Origin of the sequence: Sphingomonas carotinifaciens, from assembly GCF_009789535.1 — a bacterium.
In the GTDB taxonomy this organism is placed as follows: Bacteria; Pseudomonadota; Alphaproteobacteria; order Sphingomonadales; family Sphingomonadaceae; genus Sphingomonas; species Sphingomonas carotinifaciens.
The window spans coordinates 1,785,952-1,799,635 of record NZ_WSUT01000005.1 but is presented as its reverse complement, the minus strand read 5'-3'; the positions used below and the strand labels follow the sequence as shown (position 1 = coordinate 1,799,635).

At 67.9% G+C, this 13,684-nt stretch carries 14 protein-coding genes and 1 tRNA gene; 6 read left to right on the top strand and 9 right to left on the bottom strand.

Features of this window, described 5'->3' with window-relative positions; translation table 11 throughout:
• Positions 1-34: 34 nt before the first annotated feature.
• From GQR91_RS10600 to GQR91_RS10585, 4 genes are read right to left on the bottom strand one after another with little or no spacing between them, the layout of a single operon-like run.
• A complete protein-coding gene (locus tag GQR91_RS10600; protein ID WP_149681784.1) occupies positions 35-1,648 on the bottom strand; it encodes a histidine kinase famiy protein in 1,614 nt (537 codons plus the stop codon).
• Between the two features lie 33 nt (positions 1,649-1,681).
• Positions 1,682-2,233, bottom strand: a complete 552-nt coding sequence (locus tag GQR91_RS10595) for a DUF2497 domain-containing protein (protein ID WP_149681785.1) — start codon at positions 2,231-2,233, stop codon at positions 1,682-1,684.
• A 25-nt stretch (positions 2,234-2,258) separates the two neighbouring features.
• Positions 2,259-3,779 carry a TolC family outer membrane protein gene (locus tag GQR91_RS10590; RefSeq protein WP_149681786.1) on the bottom strand — a complete coding sequence of 507 codons (1,521 nt, stop codon included), beginning with the start codon at positions 3,777-3,779 and terminating at the stop codon, positions 2,259-2,261.
• A gap of 8 nt (positions 3,780-3,787) precedes the next feature.
• Positions 3,788-4,480, bottom strand: a complete 693-nt coding sequence (locus GQR91_RS10585; RefSeq protein WP_112382692.1) for a protein-L-isoaspartate O-methyltransferase family protein — start codon at positions 4,478-4,480, stop codon at positions 3,788-3,790.
• Between the two features lie 192 nt (positions 4,481-4,672).
• On the opposite strand from GQR91_RS10585, the gene GQR91_RS10580 reads away from it, so the two are divergent.
• The 4 genes from GQR91_RS10580 (at position 4,673) to paoC (ending at position 8,816) form a co-directional block, all read left to right on the top strand.
• Positions 4,673-4,746 (top strand) — tRNA-Cys (locus tag GQR91_RS10580).
• A gap of 265 nt (positions 4,747-5,011) precedes the next feature.
• Positions 5,012-5,644, top strand: a complete 633-nt coding sequence (paoA, locus tag GQR91_RS10575) for an aldehyde dehydrogenase iron-sulfur subunit PaoA (protein WP_149681787.1) — start codon at positions 5,012-5,014, stop codon at positions 5,642-5,644.
• The gene (locus GQR91_RS10570) at positions 5,641-6,600 is read left to right on the top strand and encodes an FAD binding domain-containing protein (RefSeq protein ID WP_149681788.1); all 960 of its coding nucleotides are present in this window, start codon (positions 5,641-5,643) and stop codon (positions 6,598-6,600) included. The genes paoA and GQR91_RS10570 overlap by 4 nt, the downstream gene beginning before the upstream one ends.
• Entirely contained in the window at positions 6,597-8,816 is a 2,220-nt protein-coding gene (gene paoC, locus GQR91_RS10565) for an aldehyde oxidoreductase molybdenum-binding subunit PaoC (RefSeq protein ID WP_112384006.1), read from the top strand. The genes GQR91_RS10570 and paoC overlap by 4 nt, the downstream gene beginning before the upstream one ends.
• Here paoC and GQR91_RS10560 read toward each other — a convergent pair.
• Entirely contained in the window at positions 8,773-9,240 is a 468-nt protein-coding gene (locus GQR91_RS10560) for a (deoxy)nucleoside triphosphate pyrophosphohydrolase (protein ID WP_149681789.1), read from the bottom strand. The genes paoC and GQR91_RS10560 overlap by 44 nt on opposite strands.
• Positions 9,241-9,272: 32 nt before the next feature.
• Between GQR91_RS10560 and GQR91_RS10555 the strand changes: the two genes are divergently transcribed.
• Positions 9,273-9,476: a Flp family type IVb pilin gene (locus tag GQR91_RS10555; protein ID WP_149681790.1), complete on the top strand. Its 204-nt coding sequence runs from the start codon at positions 9,273-9,275 to the stop codon at positions 9,474-9,476.
• 113 nt (positions 9,477-9,589) lie between these two features.
• Entirely contained in the window at positions 9,590-9,760 is a 171-nt protein-coding gene (locus GQR91_RS10550; RefSeq protein ID WP_149681791.1) for a Flp family type IVb pilin, read from the top strand.
• Positions 9,761-9,841: 81 nt separating this feature from the next.
• Here GQR91_RS10550 and GQR91_RS10545 read toward each other — a convergent pair whose 3' ends face one another.
• From GQR91_RS10545 to GQR91_RS19785, 4 genes are read right to left on the bottom strand one after another with little or no spacing between them, the layout of a single operon-like run.
• On the bottom strand, positions 9,842-10,789 hold the full coding sequence (locus tag GQR91_RS10545; RefSeq protein WP_149681792.1) for an acetyl-CoA carboxylase carboxyltransferase subunit alpha: 948 nt from the start codon (positions 10,787-10,789) through the stop codon (positions 9,842-9,844).
• A 51-nt stretch (positions 10,790-10,840) separates the two neighbouring features.
• Positions 10,841-11,746 carry a tyrosine recombinase gene (locus tag GQR91_RS10540; protein WP_149681793.1) on the bottom strand — a complete coding sequence of 302 codons (906 nt, stop codon included), beginning with the start codon at positions 11,744-11,746 and terminating at the stop codon, positions 10,841-10,843.
• Entirely contained in the window at positions 11,743-13,521 is a 1,779-nt protein-coding gene (locus GQR91_RS10535; RefSeq protein WP_211368598.1) for a hypothetical protein, read from the bottom strand. Before GQR91_RS10535 ends, GQR91_RS10540 begins: the two co-directional genes overlap by 4 nt.
• On the bottom strand, positions 13,505-13,639 hold the full coding sequence (locus GQR91_RS19785; protein ID WP_260173116.1) for a hypothetical protein: 135 nt from the start codon (positions 13,637-13,639) through the stop codon (positions 13,505-13,507). Before GQR91_RS19785 ends, GQR91_RS10535 begins: the two co-directional genes overlap by 17 nt.
• Positions 13,640-13,684: the final 45 nt, after the last annotated feature.

Sequence of the window (13,684 nt, the reverse complement as noted above, 5' to 3'; positions counted from 1 at the left end):
CCCTTAATCGGCGTCGCGGCCGGGCGCTAGACCATCAGGTGCGCGCGCCCGGCTTGTCGAGGACGGCGCGGATGCGCTCGTTCAATTCCCCGCGACGATAGGGCTTGCGGATCAGCTCGTAGGAGCGCGAACCCTCGTCGATCGCCTCATCGGCAAACCCGGTGGTCAGCAGGATCGCGGTGCGCGGGTAATCGCGCTTCACCGCCTGCGCCAGACCGACGCCGTTCATGCCGCCGGGCATCAATATGTCGGTAAACAGCAACTGGAAATTCGCGTCGCGCGCCAGCACGTCCAGCGCTTCGCGCGCGTTATGGGCAAGCACCACGTCATAGCCCAGGTCCTGAAGCATGGCACGGCCCAGTTCGCCCACCTCCTCCTGGTCCTCGACCATCAGCACGCGCTCCACGCCGTGGGCGGCGGGCTTGGACAAGGCCGGGTTCGATCGCCGCTCGGTCGCACCACTGGCGCGCGGGAAATAGAGCGAGAACAGCGCGCCGCCATCGTCGCTGGTCCCCACCGTCGCCAGCCCGCCGGACTGGCGCATGAAGCCATAGACCATCGCCAGGCCAAGGCCGGTGCCCTTGCCCATGTCCTTGGTGGTGAAGAACGGGTCGAAGATCTTGTCGGCGATCGCCGGATCGACGCCGGGACCGTTGTCGGCAACGGTTACCTGCACATATTCACCGGCATCCAGCTTCAGCGCGGCGCCCCCCTCGCCATCGGCATCTTCCGGCAGGAGGACGTTGCGCGTGGTGATGGTGATGCGCCCGCTGTCGTCGTCCACCGCGTCGCGCGCGTTGCCGACGATGTTGAGCAGCGCCATCTCGGCCTGCACCGGATCGATCCGGCAATTCCACAGATTGTCCGCCAGCTGCCGTCGCAGCGCGACCGAATCCCCCACCGTCCGGTCCAGGATCGGGCGGAAATCGGTGACCAGCGAGTTGAAGTTGAGCAACCGGTCGCGCAGTTCCTGCTTGCGCGCAAAGGCGAGCAATTGCTGGGTCAGCGTCGCACCGCGACTGGCCGCCCCCGAAATCGCCTCCACGGCACGCCGCGACGCCCGGTCACCATCGGCAACCCGCGCTTCCAATATGTCGACATAGCCCAGAATGACCTGGAGCAGGTTGTTGAAGTCGTGCGCGATGCCGCCGGTCAGCTTGCCGACCGCCTCCATCTTCTGCGCCTCGTGCAGCGCATCCTCCGCTTCGCGCCGCCGCGAAATGTCGAGCTGGCTGCCGAAGAAATAGACGAGTTCCCCGTCATCGTCATAAACCGGCGACACGAACAGCGCATTCCAGAAGGTCGATCCGTTCTTCCGGTAGTTCAGGATCTCGACCGCGACCTCCTCGCGCGTGCGGATCGCGGTGCGCACCTGATCGACGACGCTGCGATCGGTTTCCGGCCCCTGAAGAAAGCGGCAGTTGCTCCCGACGATTTCCGCCTGGGTATAGCCGGTCATGAACGTGAACGCGTCGTTGCAGAAGATGATCGGGTTGTCCGGCTGATGCGGATCGGTGACGATCATCGGCATCCGCGTCGCCTTCACGGCCGCAAAGAAGATGTCGCTGCTGCCCCCCTGCTGGGCTTCGGCCTTGCGGTCACGCGGTGGCGGCGTGTGCGGCGTCTCGCCACCCTCGTGGTCAGGCATCGATAGTATCCGACGGTACCGATAGTTGCCGGATCAATGCCCTTCGCCGGTGATGCGGGCGATCTCCCGCGCCACCATGCTTTCCACCATGTTCGGCAGGTTGGCATCCAGCCACTCGCGCAGCATGGGGCGCAGCATCTCGCGCACCAGTCCCTCCAGCGTCCCGTCGCTCCCGGCCTCCGGCTTGACCATCAGCCGGGTCAGCGCCTCCAGCGAACCACGGCTCGCCTCGGCGACACGGGGGGATACGATCGGATCGGCAGCCGGTTCGGGCTGGGGTGCAGGTGCGGGCGCCGGGGCAGGCGCAGCGGCACGCGGCGCGGGCTTGCTGAGCAGCGGCGAAGCGGCAGGGGGCGCGGCGGGCACAGGCGGCGGAACCGGCATGGGGTCGCTCAACTCCAGCACCTCGCCTGCATCGTCCTCATCCTCGTCATCGGCATCGTCCAGTGAGGGATGCAGCATCGGCGGCGGCATGGTGCGCGCAGGGCGGCGCGGGCGGCCCGGTGCATCCCCTTCTTCCGCGATGATCCGCTTAATGGAAGACAGGATCTCCTCCATCGACGGTTCCGCGCTGATATCCCCCATGACAGCAATCACCCCGGTTGACGTCCTATTGTCTGTTCGGCGATTCCGCACCTGTGGTTAAAGCCGGGCTTCTGTCAACCGGTCGATCGACCGTGCTGTCCAGAGGACGGGTGACGACCGCGGTCTGCGCCGGCGTGTTCGCGGTGGAGACGGCGACCGGCATAGGCTCGCCATCCCCGTCCCAGTCGTTGATCCGGTTGCGGACGCGTCGGTAATTGATCACCGGATCGTACAGCACGCCGCCGTCCAGCCCCAGGTCGCGAGCCTCGGCATTGCCCATCGCCGCCAGGAGCGCGAAGCCCGCGACATAGGCGTCGCGCCGCGCGGTGACGAGTTGCACCTGGCTGTTGAGCAGTTCCTGCTCGGCATTCAGGATTTCGATCACGGTGCGGGTGCCGACGCTGTTCTCGGCACGAACACCCTCCAGCGACAGCGTGTTCGCACTGACCGCGGCCTCCGACGAGGCGATCACCTGGCGCGAGGCCTGCCACTGGGCATAGGCGGACCGCGCCTGCGCGATCACCTGCCGCTCGGTTGCCGTGACATTCTCGATGGCCTGGGCGCGCAGCGCCTCCGCCTGGCGGACCTGCGCGGCCGGGCGCCCGCCCTGGAACAGCGGCACGTTCAACTGCAGGCCGGCGTTCACATTCTTGCCCGATCCGGGAATGCCGGCACGAACCGCCTGATCGGTCAGCGAATCGAGATAGTTGAAGTAGGACCCGCTGGTCACCGCGTTCAGCCGCGGCAGGCGGTTGGCCCGCGCCACGCCGATATCGAACCGCGTCGCATCGGCATTGCGACGCGCGGCCAGCAGTTGCGGATTGCTTTCCAGCGCGACCGACACGGCCGTGGACGGTGCATCGGGCAAGTTTGGCAGCGACGGCGGCTGTTCCAACCGGTCCGGCGGCGAGCCGACGACGTTGATATAATCCTCTCGGCTGGCGATGAGCTGCGCCTCCGCCGATTGCAGCTGCGCGCGCGCCTGAGCCAGTCGTGCCTCCGACTGGGCGACGTCGGTGCGGGTCAAATCACCCACCTCGAACCGGTCGCGACTCGCGCGCAGGTTCGTCTCCAGCACCCGGACATTCTGGGTGTTCAGCCCGACCACTGCCTCGTCGCGAATCACGTTCATGTACGCGCTGACGACGGAGGTGAAGATCTGCGCCTCGGTGCTGCGCAGGGTCGCGCGGCCGGCATCGACGCGGGTTTCCGCCGCGCGCAGCCCGTTCTTGACCGCGCCACCCTGATAGATCGGCACGGAAAGCTGGACGTTGGCCACGCCCTGTCGGGTCGGATTGACGAAATTGTTGTTCGCCTGGACCACGAACTCGGTCAACTGCCCCGTGGCGTTCACCGTCGGCAGCGCCCCCGCCCGCGCGATCGGGACATTCTCGTCCGTGGCACGCTGTTGTGCCCGCTGCCCCGTGATCGTGGGATTGCCCTGATAGGCCTTCAGCAATGCCTCCCGCAGCGTATCGGCCGACGCCGGCACGCACGGAACGATGGCTGCGCCGATCAGCAGCAGGCGGACGGGGCGGAGGCGCATGGTTTCGCCTAGAACCGGAAGGAGCGCGGACGCTCGAAGCCGGGCAGAACGGTGCAGTCCACATCGGCAAAGGGCTGCAACCCGAAACCGCCCTCGGTGCGTCGGCCGGTGGCGAGGCGGCTGACGCCATTTTCGATCAGCCCGGTCGCGATCCGCCCACCGACGCGCACCTGCTCGATCAGTGCGGCCGGCACCTCTTCGACGGCGCCGTCGATCAGCAGCACGTCATAGGGCGCGTCCGCGGCATGACCCTCGGGCAGCGGCCCCTCGACCACGCGGACGTTGCCATATCCGGCAAGAGCCGCGCGGGCATCCTGTGCCAGCGCCGGATGGCTTTCGACCGCCACCACTTCGGCGACGATGCCGGACAGCAGGGCCGCGGTATAGCCGCCAGCCGCACCGATCAGCAGCACGCGGTCGCCACGCTCCAGATAGGCCTCGGTCAGCAGTCGGCCGGTGGCCATCGGCAGGTTGATGCTGCGGCCATGGCCGATGTTGATCAGGCTGTCGCGATAGGCGAGCGAGCGCGCGTCGGCGGGCAGGAACGCCTCACGCGGGACCTGCGTCATCGCGGCGACGACACGGGTGTCGTTCACCGCATTGGTGCGCAGTTGGCTGGCCACCATCGCGTGGCGCATCGCCTCGTAAGTCGTGGAGCCAGCGGCGTTTCCGGCCGCGCTGGTGATCCCGGATTCCGTCATCGTGGTCGTCATGGCCATCCCTGTCGCACAACTGTTGTAGCTGCGCAATACACTAGTTCAACTGATGCGGCTTGTATCGCGCCCGCATGACGAGGCCAAGCGGACCGTGACGATGCCATGGCATCCCCGACATGCAGAAATCATCGGCTGCGGCTTGACCCGTTTCAAAAAACCTACCAAAGGCCCGCCTCCGGCCCGATGGCGGAGTGGTGACGCAGAGGACTGCAAATCCTTGCACCCGGGTTCGATTCCCGGTCGGGCCTCCACTTCCATGATGATCTGCCCGCGCGGCGCGCGGGCGCTGTATCCCGGCAGATACAATGGACGGCACCGTGTTATCTAACGGGCTGCTGGCGTCGCCGGTTTCATGAAGAAAATTGTTGGTGCGTTTCTGGACGGTTGGCAGGGCCGACGGCTCCCGATACGCATTTTTGCAGGTTATGCTTGCGATCCGGCGTGCACGCCCTTTCCGCCTGATATCACGGGCGATCCATCACCGGCCCGCCTCGATGGGCCAAGGAGCTAGATGACATGGACACTTCCGGCGAACGCGCGATTTCACGGCGCGGGATGCTGGTCGGCAGTGCCGCCTCGGCCGCGTTGACCGCGGTGGCGGCGGACGCGCAGACCCTGCCCCCCGCGGCCCAGCCCAGCATGATGACCGTGGCGATGGAGGTGAACGGCAAGCGCCGCGAGTTGCAGGTCGATACCCGCACGACGCTGCTCGACGCACTGCGCGAGCATTGGCGCCTGACCGGCACCAAGAAGGGGTGCGACCATGGCCAGTGCGGCGCCTGCACCGTGATCGCGGACGGCAAACGGATCAACGCCTGCCTGTCGCTGGCGGTGCAGCATCAGGGCGACCGCATCACCACCATCGAGGGGCTGGGCCAGCCCGGCGACCTGCATCCGATGCAGGCGGCCTTCGTCAAGCATGACGGCTATCAATGCGGCTATTGCACGCCGGGCCAGATCTGTTCGGCGGTGGCGGTGCTGGACGAGATCAGGGCCGGCGTCCCCAGCCATGTGACCAGCGACATCACGGCCGCCTCGCCGATGACGACGACCGAGATGCGCGAACGGATGAGCGGCAATCTGTGCCGCTGCGGCGCCTATTCCAACATTGCCGAGGCGATGGCCGAAGTCGCGGGAGCGAACGTATGAAGCCCTTCAGCTATGAACGCGCCCGGACGCCCGCAGAGGCGGCGGCCGCAGTGGCGCAGCGGCCCGGCGCCAAGTTCCTGGCAGGCGGCACCAACCTCCTCGACCTGATGAAGCTGGAGATCGAGGCACCGACCCATCTGGTCGACGTGCAGGACCTGAAGCTGGACCGGATCGAGGAAACGCCGGAGGGCGGCCTGCGCATCGGCGCCTTCGTGTCGAATACCGCGCTGGCCGCCGACATGCGCGTGCGCCGCGATTACGCCGTGCTGTCCCGCGCGATCGTAGCCGGCGCAAGCGGCCAGTTGCGCAACAAGGCGACCACCGCGGGCAATCTGCTCCAGCGCACCCGCTGCCCCTATTTCTACGACACCAACCAGGCCTGCAACAAGCGCCGGCCGGGTTCGGGGTGCGCGGCGATCGGCGGCTATTCGCGGCAACTGGCGGTGGTGGGCAGCAGCGATGCCTGCATCGCGACCTATCCCGGAGACATGGCGGTTGCGATGCGCGTGCTGGACGCACAGGTGGAAACGGTGAACGCCGCCGGTGCGACGCGCACCATCCCGATCGACGTGTTCCACCGCCTGCCCGGCAACACCCCGCATGTCGAAAACGCGCTGCAACCCGGCGAGCTTATCACCGCGGTCACCCTGCCCCGTCCGCTGGGCGGCCACCATGCCTATCAGAAGGTGCGCGACCGCGCCTCCTATGCCTTTGCACTCGTCTCGGTGGCAGCGGTCATCCAGAAGGACGGCACCGGCCGCGTCGCGATCGGCGGCGTGGCGCACAAGCCATGGCGGGTGGAGGCGGCCGAGGCAGCGATGCCGCAAGGATCGCAGGCGGTGTCCGCCCGCCTGATGGCCGGGGCCCGCCCGACCCGCGACAATGCCTTCAAGGTTCCCCTGGTCGAACGCACGCTGGCCCTTGTCCTCGACGAAGCCAAGGAGGCGCGCGCATGAAGTACGAACAGCCAGCCGGCACCAACGTGCTCGACCGGATGACGATCGTCGGGAAACCGACCGACCGGATCGACGGCCCGCGCAAGACCACCGGCACCGCACCCTATGCCTATGAACGCCACGATGTCGCCCCCGGCGCGGCCTATGGCTATGTCGTCGGTGCAGGCATCGCCAAGGGGCGCGTGACCGCGATCGACACCGCCGCTGCCAAGGCCGCCCCCGGCGTCATTGCCGTGATCAGCACGCTCGACATGCCCAAGCTGCCGCTCAGCCGGATGAACACCGCGTCGCTGTTCGGCGGGCCGGTGGTGGAGCATTATCATCAGGCGATCGCGCTGGTGGTGGCTGACACGTTCGAGCAGGCGCGCGCCGCCGCGGGCCTGCTGCGCATCGACTATGCACGCACCAAGGGTCGGTTCGACCTGAAGGAAGCCGCGCCGACCGCCCCCTATACCGGCGGCGACAGCGGGGAAGGATCGGGCGCGCCGCCGATCGACCGCGTCGGCAATTTCGACCGCGCCTTTGCCGCGGCACCGGTGAAGCTCGACGCCGCCTACACCACGCCCGACGAAAGCCATGCGATGATGGAGCCGCATGCCTCCATCGCGGCGTGGCAGGACGGCAAGCTGACGGTGTGGACGTCGAACCAGATGATCGCCTGGGGCAAGCGCTCGCTCGCCACCACGCTGGGTCTGGACCCGGCGGATGTACGGATCGATTCGCCCTTCATCGGGGGCGGCTTCGGCGGCAAGCTGTTCATCCGCGCGGACATCGTGCTCGCGGCACTGGGTGCGAAGGCGGCGGGTCGCCCGGTCAAGGTCGCGCTGACCCGGCCGATCATGGCGAACAACACCACGCACCGCCCCGCCACCATCCAGCGCATCCGCCTGGGCTGCACCCGTGACGGCACGATCACGGCCATCGCGCATGAAAGCACCAGCGGCAACCTGCCCAAGGGCGATCCGGAAACCGCGGTCGCGCAGACCAAGCTGCTATATGCCGGCAAGAACCGCATGACCGCGCTGCGCCTGGCCGTGCTCGACCTGCCGGAGGGCAATGCGATGCGCGCGCCCGGCGAGGCGCCCGGCATGATGGCGCTGGAAATCGCCATGGACGAGATGGCGGAAAAGCTGGGCATGGACCCGGTCGCCTTTCGCGTGAAGAACGATACGCAGGTCGATCCCGAGGACCCGAAACGTCGCTTTTCACAGCGCCAGCTGGTCCGCTGCCTGGAAATGGGTGCGGAACGCTTTGGCTGGTCCGCGCGCAATCCGAAGCCGGCACAGGTGCGCGACGGCCGCTGGCTGGTTGGCATGGGCATGGCCGCCGGTTTCCGCAACAGCCCCACCCAGAAGTCGGCGGCACGCGTCGGCATCGATCGCAAGGGCGTGGTGACCGTCGCCACCGACATGACCGATATCGGCACCGGCAGCTACACGATCATCGCGCAAACCGCCGCGGAAGCGATGGGCGTGCCGCTGGACAAGGTGGTCGTGCTGCTCGGCGATTCGGACTTCCCCGCCTCCGCCGGTTCGGGCGGCCAGTGGGGCGCCGCGAACAGCACGTCCGGAGTCTATGCCGCATGCATGAACCTGCGCGCCAGCATCGCGCAGCGGCTGGGCTATGATGGTCCCGACGTGACCTTTGCCGATGGCGAGGTCCGCTCCGGCAACCGCCGCGCCAAGCTGGGCGATGCAGCGGGCCGCGACGGCCTCTCGGCGGATGGCCAGATCGAATATGGCGATCTCGACAAGCAGTACCAACTATCGACGTTCGCCGGACATTTCGTCGAAGCGGGGGTGGATGCCTATACCGGCGAGGTGCGGGTGCGCCGGATGCTGGCGGTGTGTGCCGCGGGCCGGATCATCAATCCCAAGTCGGCGCGCAGCCAGGTGATCGGTGCCATGACGATGGGGGTGGGCGCGGCCCTGATGGAGGAGCTGGCGGTCGATACCCGTTTCGGCTTCTTCGTGAACCACGATCTGGCCAGCTACGAGGTCCCCGTTCACGCCGACATCCCGCATCAGGAGGTGATCTTCCTGGACGAAGCGGATGCCTATGCCTCGCCGATCAAGGCCAAGGGCGTGGGCGAACTGGGCCTGTGCGGCGTCGGCGCGGCCATCGCCAACGCGGTCTACAACGCCACCGGCGTGCGTATCCGCGATTATCCGATCACGCTGGAGAAGCATCTGGCAAAGCTGCCGCCGATCGCCTGATCCCGGCGGCATCCCAGGCAAGGCAGGCGGCAAGCTGGCGGACCAGGGGCGGGTCCGCCGGCGGCATCGGCAGGCTGGCCATGTCGGCCGGCTGCTCCCAGCGAAGCGCGGTCGCGGCATGCGGCCGTGCCTCGCCCTGCCACTCCCGCACGACATACAGCATCAACAGCAGGTGCCGGTCGGGCAACATCTCGGTCGCGAACCCGGCCGGGGTCAGCGCGTCCGACGCGACCGATATCTCCAGCTCCTCCGCCAGTTCGCGAATCAGTGCCGCCTCGGGCGATTCGCCGCGCTCCACCTTGCCGCCGGGAAACTCCCACAACCCCGCCAGCGGCTTGCCCGCGGGGCGTTGCTGGAGCAGCACGCGACCGGCGGAATCGACCAAAGCTGCGGCAACTACCGGAAAAATCATCCGTTCGTTCATTCTTAAGCCCTTACGGATAAGCCGTTTTCTCGATGAAGCTGCGAATCGCGAAGCTGTTGCGCCCTCGGGTGCCCCTTGCCGGCCTTTGGCATCAGTCGCGTGGCGCGACCGCCATCGAATACGGCCTGATCCTGGCGCTCGTCTTCCTGGTCATCATCGTCGGCGTCGGCCAGACGGCCGACAGCACCATCGGCATCTGGAATCGCGTCAGCTCCCGCATCGTCAACGCCCGCTAAATCCGGCGTGTTTACCCTTTCTTCAAAGGGATAGGGGTAAAACATCGTCGCTGCTCCGGTGTGATGTCCGGTTCAGCCGGGTGAATGACGCTTTGGAAAGCATGGAGACCGGAATGCAGACGATCCGCAAGATTCTCAAGAACAACAAGGGCGCGACGGCCATCGAATATGGCCTGATCGCAGCCCTCATCGCCGTTGCCGCGATCGCCACGATGACGACGCTGGGCACCAACCTGAACAAGACGTTCTCGAACGTCTCGTCCAACATCAACAAGGCCGGCTAAGCCGATCTTGCTCTGACAAGCAAAGGGGCGGCGGAACGATGGTTCCGCCGCCCCTTTTTGCTTGGCCTGCGATGAACTGGGTTACAGCCGGCCCATCGCCAGGAACTTGGCGGCACGCGCCCGCTTCAACTCCGCCGCGCTCAATCCGTCCAGATCGCCCAGCGCACCCGATAGCGCATCGCCGAGTGCGCCGATCGCCGCACCCCGATCCCGGTGCGCGCCACCCACCGGCTCGGCGACGATCGTGTCGATGACGCCCAGCGCCTTCAGGTCCTGTGCGGTCATCTTCATCGCCTCGGCCGCCTCCGGCGCCTTGTCGGCGGTGCGCCACAGGATCGATGCGCAACCCTCCGGGCTGATCACCGAATAGACCGCATGCTCGAACATCAGCACCCGGTTGCCCGCCGCCAGCGCGACCGCGCCGCCCGAGCCGCCTTCGCCGACGATCGCCGACACCACCGGGACACCTGCCGCCAGGCATGCCTCGGTCGAACGCGCAATCGCCTCCGCCTGGCCGCGTTCCTCGGCCTGGATGCCGGGAAACGCACCGGACGTATCGACCAAAGTCACGATCGGCAGGCCGAATCGATCGGCCAGTTCGACCAGCCGGATCGCCTTGCGATACCCTTCCGGCTTGCCCATCCCGAAATTGTGGCGAAGGCGCGTGGCGGTATCCTCGCCCTTCTCATGGCCGAGCACCATGACGCGGCGACCGCGAAACGTGGCGAAACCGCCCAGAATCGCCTGATCGTCGGCAAAGGCCCGGTCGCCGGCCAATGGCACGAACTCGTCGAACAGCGCCGCGACATAATGCTTGAAGTGCGGCCGTTCGGGATGACGGGCCACCTGCGTCTTCTGCCACGGCGTCAGCTTGGCAAAGGTATCGCGCAACAGCTTGTCGGATTTGGTCTGCAAACGGGCGATCTCGGCTGCGATGTCCACCGTGCCGTCGGCGGCGGTTTCCCGCAGCTCGTCGATCCGGTTCTGCAGCTCGGCGATCGGTTTCTCGAAGTCGAGGAAGCTAGGCATTCCGCGCGCCTACGGTGCACCGGCCGGAAAATCAACGAGGGCGCACCCCCCTCAGGCGTCGCGCGCGGCCAAATCGACCAGCGGGTGACGCGTATTCACCAGTTCGACCAGTCGCGCGGCATCGACATGGGTGTAGATTTCGGTGGTGGCGATGTCCGCATGCCCCAGCATCGCCTGCAAGGCGCGCAGGTCCGCGCCCCCCTCCAGCAGATGGGTGGCGAACGCGTGGCGCAGGATGTGCGGGCTGACCCGGTCGGGGGGCACCCCCGCTTCCGCCGCCAGCGCCTTCAGCAACTGGTACAACCGGATCCGGGTCAGATGCCCCTTGCCGCTGGGGAACAGCCAGGCGCGGTCGGTGGCGACATGCGCGCGCCACGCCGCCACCGCCGCGCGCGCCCGGTCCGATATCGGCACCATGCGCTCACGACCGCCCTTGCCGCGCAGGATCAGGAACGGCCGGTCGGGATGAACCGCCCCGCGGGGCAGCGCGACCAGCTCGCTGGCACGCAGGCCCGATCCGTAGAGCAGCTCCACCAGCGCGGACAGGCGCAGATCATTGGCGGCCGGGTGCGCCACCGCCAGCCGCTCGGCAATGGCGGCGAACAGGCGATCGACATCGGCGTGGCTCAACACCTTGGGCAGCGCGCGCCGCGTGCCCGGCCGTGGCAATGCGGTGCCGGGATCGTCCGCCCGGTGCCCTTCCTCGTGCAGGAACGCGAAGAAACGACGCAAGGCGGAGGATTTGCGGGCCACGCTGGCATGCGACAGGTCGCGCCATTCATGGGTCAGCGTCGCGATCGCATCCGCATCGGCCCGTGCCAATCCGCCGTCCAGCACCTGCGATGCCAGGGACAGGTCGCTGCGATAGGCCGCGACGGTGTTCGCCGCCGCGCCCGTCTCCGCCGCCATCATCTCCAGGAACCGGTCGATCAGCGCGCGGTCCGCAGGGCCGGTCACGTCCGGGCGATCGCCTCGGCCGCGATCATCCGTGCCTCGCCGTCGAAGCCGACGGCGCGCAGCGCACTGATGATGCGGTACAGCGCCTGTGGCGGCACGCCGCGCCAGTCGCCGGTCTGCATGCCGATCGCGGCCAGCAGCACGACCATGCCGGGCTGGTCGCGCTCCACCGCGCGGTCCATTGCGCGGGTCCAGCTATTCTGCGCGCCGATCCGCACGTCCAGCGCCTGCGCGGCACGCTCGGCATCCTCGGCGCTCATCCGGCCGAGGCCCGCAAGGCCGGCAAACAGCATCTGCTGCTTGCGGCGCGAATCGCCGCCGCTGCCGCCATAGACGGCCATGTCGTCATAGCTGATGCTGGACTGCGCATCGGGATCGGCAAGCAGGATCATCGCCCAGGCGTCGCCGCCTGCCGTCACCGCGCTGCGCCACCGCGCCGCGCTGCGATCCAGCCCCGCCGACAGCATCGACGCGACCAGCCGGTCGCCATCCTCGCTCTCGGCGGCCACCGGCAGGCGCGCCGCCGCCCGCGCGGTCAGCACCAGCCGGTCATAGCGTGTCCGCGGCTCGCTGCCCCAGATCTGGCGCAGCGCCGCCAGCCGTCCACCCGCGTCGCCGGCCGTGTAGGCGGTGCGCAGATCGTTCGCGACGGCACTGGCGGCATTGGGGGCCGAATCATCGTCCGCGACGCTGCCGTACAGATCGACCAGCGCGACATTGGAGAACACGCCCTGTGCCGCGGCACGCTCCGCCAGCGGCAGTCGCTCCGCCAGCGGCAGCATCGGGGATTGCGCCAGCCAGAGCCGCGCCTGCGGTCCGACGCCGTCCAGCATCTCGTCCGGGATGGCGACGCCGGTCGCGTTCGCCAGGCCGAAGCGCCAGACGGTCAGGCGGTCGACGCCGCCCCATTCGATGGTCACCGCGCGCCGGCTGTTCGCGCCGGCGCCGATCACCTTTTCCGCCAGCTTGCGGTCGATATCCTCGCCCAGGCGACGTCGGCGAACGACCCGCATCGCAGCCGTCGCCTCGGCCGACTGACCCTCCAGCCCGGCGCACATCGCCTGCGCCACCATCCAGCCGCCCTCCCGCGTCACCGCCGCGCCCCCCGCCGCCAACGGACACAACCCCGCCGCATCCCCCGTCGCCAGCATCGCGTTCATCGCAACTTGGTACAATTTGGGCGTGTAGTTCGCAGTGTCGACACCCTGCACCACGGCGCGGGCCGGAGCCGATTCGCCCATGCGCAGCAACAGCCAGGCACGCTCCGCGGCGAAATCGGCGCCGTTCACGGCTTCGGGCTTGACCAGACGCGCTGCCAGCGTGCGCCGCAACAGGATCGACATCCAGCGCGACGGCAGCGGTGCGCTCAGGCGCCGCATCAACTGTTCGGCAAAGCGCCCATTGGCCGTGGCGAATGCCGCGGCGTCCACCCCGCCCTCGCGCATACCCGCCGGCCCGATCAGATCCAGCGAGCGGCGAGCATAGCCCGGCATCTCATATTGGGCGGCAATGGCCGGATCGACGGGGCTGGGCGTGGGCGACGGCGTCGGGCTGGGCGTGTCCACCGGCAGCGGCTGCACCACCGCGCCGGGTGGATCGGGCCGCGCGACCGACGGCGGCGGAAGCGATCCTGCCGGTGCCGGGGTCGGGCTTGGCGCCGGATCACCGAAGCCGGGTGGAAGCAGCGATTCGGGCCGATCCTGCGCCGAGGCGAGCGCAGCCGCGCTCACCAGCCCCAACGTCAGGAAAACCGCGCGCTTACTGGAGATTGGCAAGCGAGACCGCCTTCTCGACCTGGGTCGTCGGACGTTCGGTGGCGCGACCGCCCAGCAGCGCCATGCCACCCACGACCACGACCACGATGACGACAAGCGAGATGACCAGGCGGGACATGGGACGCAAACCTTGGCTATGAAGCAATGTTGCCCGGCGGATGTT

Excerpts from the sequence above, each read along its gene's own strand:
- GQR91_RS10600 (WP_149681784.1), bottom strand. The coding sequence starts at position 1,648 with ATGCCTGACCACGAGGGTGGCGAGACGCCGCACACGCCGCCACCGCGT.
- GQR91_RS10595 (WP_149681785.1), bottom strand. The coding sequence starts at position 2,233 with ATGGGGGATATCAGCGCGGAACCGTCGATGGAGGAGATCCTGTCTTCC.
- GQR91_RS10590 (WP_149681786.1), bottom strand. The coding sequence starts at position 3,779 with ATGCGCCTCCGCCCCGTCCGCCTGCTGCTGATCGGCGCAGCCATCGTT.
- GQR91_RS10585 (WP_112382692.1), bottom strand. The coding sequence starts at position 4,480 with ATGACGGAATCCGGGATCACCAGCGCGGCCGGAAACGCCGCTGGCTCC.
- paoA (WP_149681787.1), top strand. The coding sequence starts at position 5,012 with ATGGACACTTCCGGCGAACGCGCGATTTCACGGCGCGGGATGCTGGTC.
- GQR91_RS10570 (WP_149681788.1), top strand. The coding sequence starts at position 5,641 with ATGAAGCCCTTCAGCTATGAACGCGCCCGGACGCCCGCAGAGGCGGCG.
- paoC (WP_112384006.1), top strand. The coding sequence starts at position 6,597 with ATGAAGTACGAACAGCCAGCCGGCACCAACGTGCTCGACCGGATGACG.
- GQR91_RS10560 (WP_149681789.1), bottom strand. The coding sequence starts at position 9,240 with ATGAACGAACGGATGATTTTTCCGGTAGTTGCCGCAGCTTTGGTCGAT.
- GQR91_RS10555 (WP_149681790.1), top strand. The coding sequence starts at position 9,273 with ATGAAGCTGCGAATCGCGAAGCTGTTGCGCCCTCGGGTGCCCCTTGCC.
- GQR91_RS10550 (WP_149681791.1), top strand. The coding sequence starts at position 9,590 with ATGCAGACGATCCGCAAGATTCTCAAGAACAACAAGGGCGCGACGGCC.
- GQR91_RS10545 (WP_149681792.1), bottom strand. The coding sequence starts at position 10,789 with ATGCCTAGCTTCCTCGACTTCGAGAAACCGATCGCCGAGCTGCAGAAC.
- GQR91_RS19785 (WP_260173116.1), bottom strand. The coding sequence starts at position 13,639 with ATGTCCCGCCTGGTCATCTCGCTTGTCGTCATCGTGGTCGTGGTCGTG.